13 protein-coding genes are annotated in these 11,905 nt (G+C 44.5%); 10 read left to right on the top strand and 3 right to left on the bottom strand.

The features are described 5' to 3' along the window. The first annotated feature begins 343 nt into the window (after positions 1-343). Positions 344-703 carry a hypothetical protein gene (locus Xenpb_RS18320; protein ID WP_187655593.1) on the top strand — a complete coding sequence of 120 codons (360 nt, stop codon included), beginning with the start codon at positions 344-346 and terminating at the stop codon, positions 701-703. 431 nt (positions 704-1,134) lie between these two features. On the opposite strand, the gene Xenpb_RS18315 is transcribed toward Xenpb_RS18320, so the two are convergent. Continuing rightward, positions 1,135-1,416, bottom strand: coding sequence for a HigA family addiction module antitoxin (locus Xenpb_RS18315; RefSeq protein WP_187655592.1), 282 nt, complete (start codon positions 1,414-1,416; stop codon positions 1,135-1,137). Positions 1,417-1,427: 11 nt separating this feature from the next. Continuing rightward, positions 1,428-1,709 (bottom strand): type II toxin-antitoxin system RelE/ParE family toxin, encoded by a 282-nt coding sequence (locus Xenpb_RS18310; protein ID WP_099125740.1) that lies wholly within the window; start codon positions 1,707-1,709, stop codon positions 1,428-1,430. A gap of 186 nt (positions 1,710-1,895) precedes the next feature. Between Xenpb_RS18310 and Xenpb_RS18305 the strand changes: the two genes are divergently transcribed. From Xenpb_RS18305 to Xenpb_RS18295, 3 genes are read left to right on the top strand one after another with little or no spacing between them, the layout of a single operon-like run. After that, a complete protein-coding gene (locus Xenpb_RS18305; protein WP_255523193.1) occupies positions 1,896-2,219 on the top strand; it encodes a phage holin, lambda family in 324 nt (107 codons plus the stop codon). Further along, on the top strand, positions 2,216-2,617 hold the full coding sequence (locus tag Xenpb_RS18300; RefSeq protein ID WP_187655591.1) for a structural protein: 402 nt from the start codon (positions 2,216-2,218) through the stop codon (positions 2,615-2,617). Before Xenpb_RS18305 ends, Xenpb_RS18300 begins: the two co-directional genes overlap by 4 nt. Next, complete coding sequence (locus Xenpb_RS18295; protein ID WP_187655590.1) at positions 2,614-3,063, top strand: lysis protein; 450 nt, start codon at positions 2,614-2,616, stop codon at positions 3,061-3,063. Before Xenpb_RS18300 ends, Xenpb_RS18295 begins: the two co-directional genes overlap by 4 nt. A 246-nt stretch (positions 3,064-3,309) precedes the next feature. On the opposite strand, the gene Xenpb_RS18290 is transcribed toward Xenpb_RS18295, so the two are convergent. Beyond that, complete coding sequence (locus tag Xenpb_RS18290) at positions 3,310-3,507, bottom strand: hypothetical protein (RefSeq protein WP_187655589.1); 198 nt, start codon at positions 3,505-3,507, stop codon at positions 3,310-3,312. Between the two features lie 246 nt (positions 3,508-3,753). On the opposite strand from Xenpb_RS18290, the gene Xenpb_RS18285 reads away from it, so the two are divergent. The 6 genes from Xenpb_RS18285 to Xenpb_RS18260 all read left to right on the top strand — a co-directional run bounded on the left by Xenpb_RS18285 (position 3,754) and on the right by Xenpb_RS18260 (position 11,481). Further along, positions 3,754-4,041 carry a hypothetical protein gene (locus Xenpb_RS18285; RefSeq protein WP_187655588.1) on the top strand — a complete coding sequence of 96 codons (288 nt, stop codon included), beginning with the start codon at positions 3,754-3,756 and terminating at the stop codon, positions 4,039-4,041. A gap of 100 nt (positions 4,042-4,141) precedes the next feature. Then, positions 4,142-5,899, top strand: a complete 1,758-nt coding sequence (locus tag Xenpb_RS18280; RefSeq protein ID WP_187655587.1) for a type VI secretion system baseplate subunit TssF — start codon at positions 4,142-4,144, stop codon at positions 5,897-5,899. Positions 5,900-5,943: 44 nt separating this feature from the next. Beyond that, positions 5,944-7,944, top strand: coding sequence for a type VI secretion system Vgr family protein (locus tag Xenpb_RS18275; RefSeq protein ID WP_187655586.1), 2,001 nt, complete (start codon positions 5,944-5,946; stop codon positions 7,942-7,944). 5 nt (positions 7,945-7,949) lie between these two features. Next, positions 7,950-8,651 carry a DUF4123 domain-containing protein gene (locus Xenpb_RS18270; RefSeq protein ID WP_255523192.1) on the top strand — a complete coding sequence of 234 codons (702 nt, stop codon included), beginning with the start codon at positions 7,950-7,952 and terminating at the stop codon, positions 8,649-8,651. Between the two features lie 98 nt (positions 8,652-8,749). Further along, the gene (locus tag Xenpb_RS18265) at positions 8,750-10,651 is read left to right on the top strand and encodes a lipase family protein (protein WP_187655585.1); all 1,902 of its coding nucleotides are present in this window, start codon (positions 8,750-8,752) and stop codon (positions 10,649-10,651) included. A gap of 20 nt (positions 10,652-10,671) precedes the next feature. Further along, positions 10,672-11,481: a hypothetical protein gene (locus Xenpb_RS18260; protein WP_222943043.1), complete on the top strand. Its 810-nt coding sequence runs from the start codon at positions 10,672-10,674 to the stop codon at positions 11,479-11,481. Positions 11,482-11,905: the final 424 nt, after the last annotated feature.

Here is an 11,905-nt window from a genome sequence, read left to right as displayed (position 1 = left end):
TTGCTCAGTGTTTGTAGAAAACATCATACGTTACCTCAACGTGGTATTTCTTGTTGAGATCAGCCAGGCAGAAAAAGGTTCAAAAATATCCCTCGATTCAATCGAGGGATTTGTGTAGAAGAGACAGGCCCAGTGCGGGGTTTTTATTTTCGAGAGAAAATAAAATTTATTATGATAATTATCATTCCCTTGATGATGATTAATAATAGGCTTAAAAACGTTCTCTCTATCTGAGTTAAATTATCAGTGTTATCCTTATTTTAATAGTGATGTTTAGATATTGTGCGGATAATATCTAAGTGATGTCTGACAAGATTAATCCATATAAATAAGGTGAAACGCTATGATAAATAAAAAAGTGAGTATTCTTGCAGGACTGTTTTTGTCTCTGGTTGCTGGAACAAGCATGGCTGCGGAGACTAAGAGCGCTGATGTTGGAGGTATAGTTAATCCAAGCAATTTTGGTTGTACAAAATTTATGACTTCCGGTAATTATATCGGAAAACTGGCTTACACTGTTTCTTTGGACAGTTTGGTTCAAGATGTTTATTGGTTTGTGAGTCTAGAATCCGGTGATGAAGGATGTATTGCTGTTCATCAAACAAACGCGAGACATAATAAAATTGCTCATGATGCTTTTGTTCAAGGTAAAATTGTGAAAATTAAACTTGAAGGAACTAGCGTAAAAGCAATAGTCCATTAATTTTAATACATAGAGACTAATGAATTTACCTAAATGTTTTATTATTAAACCAGCATATTAATAGCGCTGGTTTTTTATTTCTCTATACTACAATAATCATTAAATAGTGATTATTGTAATGTGGAGAATGCCAAGGCTGATTGGCAGCTTAGATACCTACGTCTTAATTGCCCCCTGAAAGACCGACCAATCATCACTACGGTGTGCGGGATGGGGAACTGGGCGGCGTAATGCAGGAGATCAGTACCTGTCTCCATAGCCCGTAGTCAATTCAGAGTTTACAACTCAAATTAATCGGGATCGGTACTAATGAAAGATGAATTCGATGGTTTTATTCAACTCCTGCAAAATATGCAGTAGTTCGAAATGCTGGGTAGTAAATTCAAGGCGGGGCTTTTATTTTAATCCCCCGAAATCGAGGGAATTAAAACTTACGCATGAGCAAATATCGGTTTGATATCAGGACGCTGTTGTTGGGATGCCTGCCACAATTCATATTGAGATTGCATGCTTGTCCACATTTCGGCGCTAGTTCCCAATGCGGCTTCTAAACGGAGCGCCATATCTGCGGATATACCGGTGTTACCATTTAAAATACGGGATAAAGCCACGCGGGTGATCCCCAGTGCTTTTGCCGCATCTGTGACAGAAATGTCGCTTAAATATTCGCGCAAAACCATTCCGGGATGTGCGGGGTTATGCATTCTGTTCATTGCGTTATTCCTCAGTGATAATCTTGATAATTGACTAAAATGGCATCTTCACCTTCGAAGCGAAATGTCATCCGCCAGTTTCCATTGACAGAAATAGCCCAGTGGCCTTTTAAATCTGCGCCCTTTAATGGATGCAATTTCCAACCCGGTGCGTTCATGTCATCAGGTTTTTTAGCTGCGTTTAATGCGGTTAATTGAATATTCAGTTTTACAGCGTGATTTGTTTGAATACCTGCTGTAGAGCCTGTTTTAAAGAATTTTTCTAACCCTTTATGTTTAAAACTTTTGATCATTGCTCACCGCCGTATATTGTATAGTATCAGTATACATAAAATATATGCAATGTCAACCGAATTCGCCACCGCAATCACTCCCAGAACCTCAGTCTCTCTTATTGCGGCTGGCATCCTACTCACTACAACTCACAGGGGTAACCATCGTTCACCCCACGGACGCCCATTGTTCAGATGGGGTGGAATATGAAGATGAAAGAAAATCCTGATTTATGGGCTGACATACTCAACGGCCTGAAAAACTCATGGCCGCAGATATCCGGCTCTGCTTTAGCCATCGTGATTTGTTACGGTCGTCTGGTCTATGACGGCGTAGACCGCAAAAACAAATGGATAGAAGGTGTGCTCTGTGGCGCGCTGTCATGGGGGATTTCGAGCGGCTTAGAACTGTTCGGCATTCCCGGCAGTGCAGCCCCCTTTGCGGGTGGATTGGTAGGCTTTATTGGCGTTGAGAAGATACGCGAGTTTGCTATCCGCACCATCAATAAACGGTTGGGAGATAAACAGTGACCAGAGGTACTCGCAACAATAATCCGGGCAATATTGATCACAATCCCGCGAATAAGTGGCAAGGTCAATTGCCCCACGACCCAAAGATTGAGAAGCGGTTCTGTCGGTTCGAGTCTCCAGAATACGGTATTCGTGCACTGATGAAGTTGCTGATCAATTACCACAAGGGCGGCCATAACAGCGTGTCTAAAATCATCAACCGCTGGGCACCCAATATAGAAAACAACACCACCGCTTATATCAACGGCGTTTCCAAGGCGCTCAATGTTGACCAGCATCAAGTTCTGGACATCAATAAACCGACGCTGATTGCATTGGCTAAGTCCATTATCCGGCATGAGAACGGCCAGCAGCCTTATTCTGAGGCAACGTTTGAAAAAGCGTTTGAGATGCTATGAAGTTCAACACTCAATACCTAGCTTACGGATATCTGGCGGTTCTTTCTACTTTGGTCTGGTTTGGCTACGGCAAATATCAGGACAAGGCTGAAGAATATGCTAGGTTAAAGCGACAGTATGACGAGCAGGTCATCGCGATAAACGAGCAGCAAGAACGCATCAAGCACCTTGCAGAACTGGACACCAAGCACACTCAGGAACTCGCCCATGCCAAATCTAAGATTGATCAGCTTAGTGACGATTTGCGTACTAACACTCAGCGCGTGTACGTCAAAGCCGAGTGTCCCGTGTCTAAAACCACTGCCTCCTCCGGCGTGGATGGTTCAAGATCCGCCAGACTGGCGAAAGACGCTGAACAAGATTATGTACGTCTCCTCGGAGAACTCGAAACCCTTGAAGCCCAGTTCCTCGGACTGAGGGATTGGGTGAAGACTGAATGTAGGTAAATAACGATGAATGAGTTACCAAAAGGCGAGTACAAAACCAATCGGACAGCGCACAACCAGATATTCAAATATCGCCAACTCAAATTTTATCAATATTCGACAGTAGTTATCGGTGATAACACTATATTGGATATTTGAGGTATTGCGGGGTATCGGTTGAGTACGCGGTACTGCCGCCTGCGTGTGCAGGTCATCCCCTCCGGCAAAAAAGCCAGCCTCGATATCGTCAAGTTCTCCTTTTTCAATCTAAAAATGCAGTGTCAGATTCACTGAGTGGTGAAGCAGGCGTGAGCCTGTCAGGGTTGTGGTGTGCTTTGGCTGCGGCGTCACTTTCAGCGGTAACCCGCAAAAAGTGACGCCTTGAGTTTTCGAACAATCAGCAAAGACTATGCAAGCGTTGAAATACCAACGGGTACAGCAAAACGCCGCCAGATTCAATGTCAAACGGTAGTCATGCGTTAATGGTTTAGCGGTAGAAAAATTGTCTGTTGAATAATTCAGACAGGGATAGATAAAAGTATGAACGGATGCGCAAAAGCCATCCTGTTGTTCATTGAAGATAAATAGGATTTATGTTGATTTGAAAAGTCAGTGTATGAACCCACGTTCAACACCCTTCGGCGACAAGATAACAACACCTTTTGGGCGTATTTTTAGTTTAAGAAACCTTCATTACCAGACAAGGGGTTTATGTCTGACAATATCTGCTTCCAAAGGTGGGCAGATGTACCGCAATGCTTGCTCTCCCTTGCAGGCTACGGGAGTTTTCATTCGCCACCCGAAGGCGATCCTGACAGGCGAGGGATCATTTTTGTAGAGAAAGATATTAACGGTCAGACAGGAGGGAGTCAAACCGTTAAGGATTCCTGCCAGCCTGATTTTTGCCTGAATTACCGTGCATATTCCGATAATCCCCCTATATCCTGCCAGCACCAGCCAAAAATTGGATTTAATTCGTTAATTAATTTGATTGATTAATGTGTAGAATAAATGTGCTCTGCTGTTCAACTACGCATTTTATCTCGCTGAGATTCAGCATAACACCGAAGCCTAATTGATAAAACATAAGTTAAATTCAATGAAAAACAACAAGGGATCGCTTTATCTAAAAGAGCGCGCTTACCTGCGAGAGCTGGCTGAGCACATCGCGAAAGAGTCGCCGCATCTGGCTGAGTTTCTGATTTCCTCTCATGATCCTGATATTGCCCGTGTTTTCGAAGCCTTTGCGTTTTTGATTGCCAATCTGCGGGACAAGCTGGAGGATAATTTTCCCGAAATTGTTCACGGCATTCTCTCCCGTATCTGGCCGTTAGCTTTGTCTCCTATTCCACCTACGACGATAGTACAATTTACGCCCACGGATGATGAACATCAGGGCACTGCCGAGATCCCGATCAGTACATCGGTGTCTGCCAGCCTTAACGGGCAGTTGATCAACTTTAAAACCTGCCGTCCTTTGCAGATTGAACCGCTGATTGTACAGGAGCGCGCAGTCAGGAAAACGGGCACTCACAGTGAAATCATCCTGACACTATGCCAAACCGGTTCGGCGTCTTCTTTCTGGCAAAGCGGAGCCTTATCTTTTTTCCTTGGCACCGATACGGAGCGCGCCGCCCAGCTCAGCTTGTGGCTGGATCAACATATCTGTGATATCAGCCTGAACACACAGGATGAGCGGCGAACAATGAAAAGTTTTCCTGATGGCTGGCATGGCTTGCTTGACGAACCGTTGTTGCCCACCGCCAAAAGTCCCTATTCCGGCCTGCAACCGTTGGTGGAATATTATGCGTTGCCGGCGCTTTATAACTTTGTCACGCTGGATATCAGCAGCAGTTGCGCAAAAGTCCCGCTGAATGACGATGGCACGTTTGAGCTGATTTTGCGTTTCGAGGGTGAATTGCCACTGGAGGATGTCGAGGGGGCATTTTTGTTGGGTTGTGTGCCGGCGATCCATCTGGAAAACCAGACCAGCCCGCCTGTCCGGTTGGAAGCCGGTAATCACTGCTATCCGCTGCCATTGGGCGGATCAGTGTGCTTGTACCGGCTGCGGGAGGTTCAGGTGGTAGTGCAGCCCGAAGACAGTGAGCAGCGTGGCGCACCTTATCACTGGCTGCCGATTGAGCAGTTTGTTCCCGCCGGGCGTTTTTTCGATGTCGATGCGCAGCCCGACACGTTTTACTACCAGCTTCAGACTGAGCAGGATTTTCTGGGCAGGATCCGGCACCGGCTGTGCTTTTTTGATTTGGCCGGCAATCCGGCAAACAATCTGCCGGGTATTGCTGTCTCGTGCTCTTTCATCGGCTACCATGAGCAGGCACTGACGCTGGAACAAGGCGCAATTACTGTGACGCCGGAAAGTGTACCGTCCCATCTTGATGTGCAGAATATTATTCCGGTGGTGACCGATTCCCCGCCATTATTACAGGAAAATAACGGCTGGCCGCTGCTCTCCTGCCTCTCCAGTCCGCCGGTGATGTTATTTGCCACCGACAGCCTGAAACAGTTTCTCCGCCTGTTTGACCCGCATAGCGAGACCAACCGTCCGCTGAGCCGCCAGTTCCAGCAACACATTGACGGCATTGTACAGGTGGAAGAGAGTCTGACTGACCGGATGCGGCGGGGGCGACCCATTCGTGGGCATTTACTCTCACTGACGCTGAACCCTGATTGTTATCGTAATCAGGGAGAAATGTATCACTTCTGCCGGTTAATTAATCAGGCGCTGGCTTGTTTTATCACCCAATCTTCGTTTGTCATGCTGGAGATTTTCACCCCGGACAGTCACAAGGTGCTATGGCAGTTCTGGCATGTCGATGGGTTACGCCCGGCAATGTAACCGATTAAGGAACGCATGACGTCAACCATAAGGAAAACATTAACATGAAAAGTGGATTACGCTTTGTCTGCCACATCGCCGGTGTGCCGGAAGACACTTTTGCTGTGGGGGAGTTTTCCCTGCAAGAGGGATTATCCGAACTTTTTACCCTGAACATGACACTGGTCAGAACGGGCAACCCGACTCCCTTTAAACCACAGGCGGAGATTGATTTGGCCTCGCTGCTGATGCAGGAATCGGTGTTGCAGGTTTTTTATGGTGAAACGGAGCAGCGCAAAATCACCGGCATCATCTCCCATGCGGACTGGGTGGGCACCGATGGTAATAAGACAATCTATTCCGTCACCGTCCGCCCTGCCTGCTGGCGGCTGACGCTCAATCAGGACAGCCGGATTTATCATCAGCAAAATGTGCCGGCCATTTTAAACAGCCTGCTGAAAAAACACCGGGTGAAAACCGATTCGAAGCTCTACGATGTGCATCAGGACCGGGAATATGTGACCCAGAAACGGGAATCCGATTATGCATTTTTCAGCCGGTTAGCCGCGGAAGAAGGTATCAGTTTCTGGTTTGAGGATGAAACGCTGTTTTTCAGTGACCGCCATCTGGGCATGACCGCTGGCTTACCGCTGCAATACCAGCCCCAGCCGGAAACCGCGCACGGGGTAGATACGATTTATCAGGTACGGTTAGGCGTCGGCATGAGCCCGCAACGCAGCCTGCACAAAGATTTCAACCCGGAGAACCCGCGCTATCATCTCTCCCATATGCACAGCAGTGAAGGTTTCCGCGATTTTGGTAGCCAGACCCCTTACACCGTGTTTGAAAGTTACGGGCGTTTTCAGAAAGATGCTGCCGCCATTCCGTTTTTAAAATACCGGCAGGAAGCGCTGGATAACCAGAAACAAACCGGAACTGGCAGCAGTAACTGCATTAAACTGATGCCGGGCAAAATCTTTGAGATAAAAAATCACCCCCATAAGCCGCTGAATGTGCGCTGGCAGGTAGTCAGTATCAGCCATCACGGGCGTTGCCCGCAGGCATTGGGAAATGATGCCGGTGAAGGCACCACACTTTCCAACCAGTTCAGTTTTATTTCCGGTCTGGATGATTATCGTCCGCCTTTCCACTACAAACCGCTGGCAGATGGCGATGAAACCGCCATCGTGGTCGGCCCGAAAGGGGAAGAAATCTTCGTCAATAAAGACGGCGCGATTAAAGTGCATTTCCACTGGAACCGCTACGACCAGCCGGATGATGGGGCATCGTGCTGGGTGCGGGTGGCACAGGGCTGGAACGGTAACGGCTTTGGTTTTATGGCGATACCGCGGATCGGGCAGGAGGTGATTATCTCTTACCTGAACGGTGATATTGACCGCCCCATCGTCACCGGCTGTGTTTACAACGGCCTGAACCGCCCACCACTGGATTTACCGGCCCAAAAAACCCGTACTACCTTTAAGACCAAGACGCATAAGGGTAAAGGCTTTAACGAACTGCGTTTCGAGGATGCCAAAGACAGCGAAGAAATCTATCTCCACGGCCAGAAAGATCTGACTGCGCATATCGAAAATGATGCCTACTGGCATATCAAGCATGACCAGAAACAACGCATCGATAACAACCGTTACCACGATATCCGCGCTGATGACCATCATCAGGTCGCCGGTTCGCGCAAAATCACCACCGAAGGGGACGTGTCACACCGGATTGCCGGCAGCCAGCATATCCAGACCGGCGATGCGACCGTGATTGACAGCGGGCAGGAAATCCACCTGAAAAGTGGCGGCAAAGTCGTACTGGAAGCGGCAGCAGAAATCACCCTGAAAGTGGGTGGTAGTTTTCTGAAAGTCACACCGGGCGGCATTTTGTCTTCAATGATTAATGTTGGACAAGATTCAGGCGGCAACGGTCGCGGGATTTCACTGCAATTACCGGAAGGCGTGGAGCCATTGCCAATGGTGGAATTTCCGGCTCACCCATACTGCCCGTTACTGGCTCAGCAAGATGCCAGCCCAGTGATTAAGCCCGCCAAAAAGGAATAATCATAATGACGGAAGAAACGATGACAGAAACTACAACAAGCTGGCAGGCATGGCTGAATAAGCCCAATGATGCTCCGGTATTCTTTATCCTCAATTCGCTGGCAACACCCAATCCGGTGGAACATTTTTACCTGAATGATTGGGTGGAGGAAGCGTTTCCACTATACAGTGGTACGCCGATGCAAAAGATGCTGAAACAAAGCCCGTGGCTGGTACAAGCCAAGTTCAGCCAGTTATTCCAAATAGGAGAGATGCTGGATAGTCACGCACTCAGTGATAACAGTTGGGGCTGGGCGTACCGCAGCACTATGTCGTGGCAGAAGCAGCTTGTTCACTGGCAACACCGCCAGTTAGTGATGATGAATGGCGAACAGGTGCTGTTTCGCATCATGGACGCCCGCGTTTTCGGTGCGATGGTGCCCGCTTTCACGGTCAGCGACTGGTCTCTGATGTTATCACCGGTGACAGAACTGATGATCGACACACCACAGCCGGTGTGGTTTTGCCGTCCCGAAGCCTGTGGTGAAAGTAACAGTAAAATCCCGTTTACCCTGGGTGAACACCTGCTGACAGTCTGGCTGCGATCCCCTTACGGTCTGAAAGTGTTAAGTAGTTCACTTTATGATGATTTATGGGAAAACCACGGTGAAATGGCGAAACAACTGGATCAACCTGTGGGTAGTTTGGAACTACAAATAGAACAGTGATTGCAGCAAAGAATTGAAGCGGGTCAATACGTTGAGAAAATCTCTGGTCAGGATTATCTGTTGGCGATGGTACAAGAAAAAGAACAGGAGAAAGATTGATGAGTAATGCAAATTCGATTTATTGTCATGATTGTCAGGCCATGTTAAAGAACAAAATAGAAATTCAGCTTGTCGATGAACATCATAAACCCATAGCCAATATGCCCTATACATTAAAAAATAGAAAAATCACGCGTAAAGGAACAACAGACGGAAATGGTATGATCCGGGAAGAACAATTATTGGCTTCTCCTTTACGTTTATTTCTTAGTGGGCAAGAACTTGCCGATGAAATGGAAAAACGCCCATTGAGAGTCAAGCGTAACGGCGAATACAAATATGCACGCTCTAAGGATTCTATGTCCAAAATTTCAACCGTTTTTGCAGAAAGTCAAAAATTAGGCTGTCAATATTATTATGCAATGATTGGAGAATTGGTTGATAAAATGCCTGTTATTAAAGGATGGAAAAAAGGAATCCCTCTCCCTAGTTGCCACTTTCCCAACAATGAACCAGTAGGTCTTGAAGTCATACCTTCCGCTTTCGATACTTATCGCTATGTAATTGAGGTCTGCCCATTCAGGGCATGGTCTTTATTATGGCATCACCAAAAAGATTATTCACTGGTTAACGCCTATAATTTTTCACTGATGAGCATATTAACTTATGGTGATGACAATAAGTATGCTACTGGATCTATCGTGAATGTCTTTAATAACCAGATGCTTGATATTTCAAAACTTCCCTATAAGTTTAATGACCAATCTTTTACCCCGGTTGTTTATGATGTCCCATTCAGTGATCGCTATACTGAGGTCGTCTACATTGACTCAAATAAACAAGATATCCCTCAGGGACATACTCAGCTTTTTTATGTAGCAAATAATAAAGAAGTTATTGTTGGATGGCGCGGCACTGAAATGACGGAAAAAAAGGATATTCTCACAGATGGGACATTCCAGCCGCTAGAATTAGGCTGTACACCTAAAGGTGTATGTAGCGGTTTTAGCGAAAAAGGAAAAGTCCATAAAGGTTTTTGGGAAGCTTTTCATCTTGTCAAAGATATCCAAGTTACTGATATAGAAAAAAGGGAAACAGTATTCGAACATGTTTTGGGATTAGCAAAAGTAAGAAAACTATTCGTCTGCGGTCATAGTTTGGGGGGTGCCCTCGCCTTATTACATAGCGCACAATTAAAATCCTATAATCCCTGCCTCTATACCTACGGTATGCCACGTTTATTCACCCAAAGCGCAGTGCAGGAACTCACTGAAATTACTCATTATCGTCATGTTAATGAAGATGATTTTGTTCCATCTGTACCGTTTAACAAGGATATGGATAATATTGCTCTTCAAGCAGATCATAAATTTGTAGGATACGCAATCGAAGTATTTGATACGGCTATTGGAACATCATTAAGTATAGCAGGTGCTCTCACTGCAAAAAGTATTAAGTCACTCAGCCGTGATAACGACCCCTTTTTACACCATGGTAAATTAGTTTATTTTTATGCTCTCCCTGATTCAGAATCAAAACTTTATTTACTTCCGGAGTTAAATGAAAAAACTAGAAAAGAGACTAAAGAATTTATTGAACAACAGACCAAAGTAGATAAATACAGAGAGCAAGAGATACGTTCATTTTTTCAGGGTGATGAAAATCCTACAGATAAGCGTGGAACAGGCCTTCTTGACCATAGTAGCGCCTTATATGCTGAATATATTGATAAGAGATTGCGAGAACTGTGCACTCTTTCACCGGATAAAAAATTGCAAAGGGAGCAGGAAGATTTATCATTTCTTGAAAGTGAACCGCATTCGATTCGCGCAGTATTTCAAAGAAAAAAAATCAGAGAATATTATTTCTTAAGAGAAATAGATAATCAATTGGCCACTACGTTGGAAGTAACCCGAAAAGATGAAAGAGGCCTTATAGCCTTACAACGTTATTCTAAATAAAGATAGGAATCATAGCGAGTATGATAAAGTTGATACCATTTATATTATTACCACTCACTTTGTGCCTAACAGGGTGTGACTTTTTATCTAATGCTATTTCGGATTCTTGGCAAACTTATAAAGATAATTCTGAACCATTTTCACCTCCTGAAAACAATCAATGGATCACAGTTGAAGGTGTTATTCCTCCGAATACTACTCCCATTTTGAAGAGAAGATATATCTCAAATAAATGTTTATCTACTCACAATACTGCTGGAGGAGCGATTTATCATACTCCTAGGCACCAAGGGGATGACGTTAATATTTCAGTAAATTCCACAACTGGTTATTTTAAGGAAAAAATACCTCTTCAAGGAGGGGGCTGGTGCCAATGGCACATCAATACTATTGTATTCGTTATTATGTATACTGATGTTAATCATTTAATAAAAGATGCTGTGCCCTACACTGGAACAGGTATAACGGTTTATATCAATGACTCAGAAAAGCCTAAGGAAATGGAAAAATTCACAAATTATATTAATTATAAACCAATTATTTATCCTTTTCTGCGAAAGGATTATGATATGCCTAATCAAATAGGATTATATGGAGAATCAGGTGGAACAACTTCGTTCGGGTTAAGTTTGATTCCTGGAAGTGAATGGAAAATCACCTATATGCCCACTTTGGATGAAACTAAAATGCCCAAGATAATTGTTTCAGAAAATCCTCCGGGAATATATCCTAGAGGAAATGCAAGAGTTGAATACCCAGATGGAAAAATAGATTTAAACAGAGACTCCATTGATTATTGGAAAATAAATAATATATCCCAATGGGAATAGTTATAAATATCTATTAAATCATTTCAACATCAGAAGCTAACATGATTTATTTATAGTTTCTGATGTTGGGTTTGATACAGGGCGCGAGCACATTATTTTAATCGTCTTTTGAAGATAATTGTTTAAAAAAACGAAGTTTTATAGTATTTATATCGAGTAAAATATAGCCACAAAAGCAATCCATTAAACTTTCTTGCATTTACATCTTAAGGATAAATACTAATCAAAATATGCTCACTCCCTAGGGGTTAATATCAATTACTGAACCCAGATTTTTTTAGAAATAGGATTAAATATACGCGATGCTCGACTTTAACACCCTATAACCTTGGCTTGTTGAAGCAAGTCGCGTTGACTTTTGCCTTGTTTAAAATTGGCAAAAATACCCAACGTGTGAGAAAGCAGTTTTCTGGCTATTCGATTA

Source organism: Xenorhabdus sp. PB62.4 (genome assembly GCF_014467285.1).
GTDB lineage: Bacteria > Pseudomonadota > Gammaproteobacteria > Enterobacterales > Enterobacteriaceae > Xenorhabdus.
Note: the sequence above shows the minus strand (reverse complement) of the source record. Positions and strands in the feature narration are given on the sequence as shown.

Coding starts and splice junctions, on each gene's coding strand:
- Xenpb_RS18320 (WP_187655593.1), top strand. CDS start 344: ATGATAAATAAAAAAGTGAGTATTCTTGCAGGACTGTTTTTGTCTCTG.
- Xenpb_RS18315 (WP_187655592.1), bottom strand. CDS start 1,416: ATGAACAGAATGCATAACCCCGCACATCCCGGAATGGTTTTGCGCGAA.
- Xenpb_RS18310 (WP_099125740.1), bottom strand. CDS start 1,709: ATGATCAAAAGTTTTAAACATAAAGGGTTAGAAAAATTCTTTAAAACA.
- Xenpb_RS18305 (WP_255523193.1), top strand. CDS start 1,896: ATGAAGATGAAAGAAAATCCTGATTTATGGGCTGACATACTCAACGGC.
- Xenpb_RS18295 (WP_187655590.1), top strand. CDS start 2,614: ATGAAGTTCAACACTCAATACCTAGCTTACGGATATCTGGCGGTTCTT.
- Xenpb_RS18285 (WP_187655588.1), top strand. CDS start 3,754: ATGTCTGACAATATCTGCTTCCAAAGGTGGGCAGATGTACCGCAATGC.
- Xenpb_RS18280 (WP_187655587.1), top strand. CDS start 4,142: ATGAAAAACAACAAGGGATCGCTTTATCTAAAAGAGCGCGCTTACCTG.
- Xenpb_RS18275 (WP_187655586.1), top strand. CDS start 5,944: ATGAAAAGTGGATTACGCTTTGTCTGCCACATCGCCGGTGTGCCGGAA.
- Xenpb_RS18270 (WP_255523192.1), top strand. CDS start 7,950: ATGACGGAAGAAACGATGACAGAAACTACAACAAGCTGGCAGGCATGG.
- Xenpb_RS18265 (WP_187655585.1), top strand. CDS start 8,750: ATGAGTAATGCAAATTCGATTTATTGTCATGATTGTCAGGCCATGTTA.
- Xenpb_RS18260 (WP_222943043.1), top strand. CDS start 10,672: ATGATAAAGTTGATACCATTTATATTATTACCACTCACTTTGTGCCTA.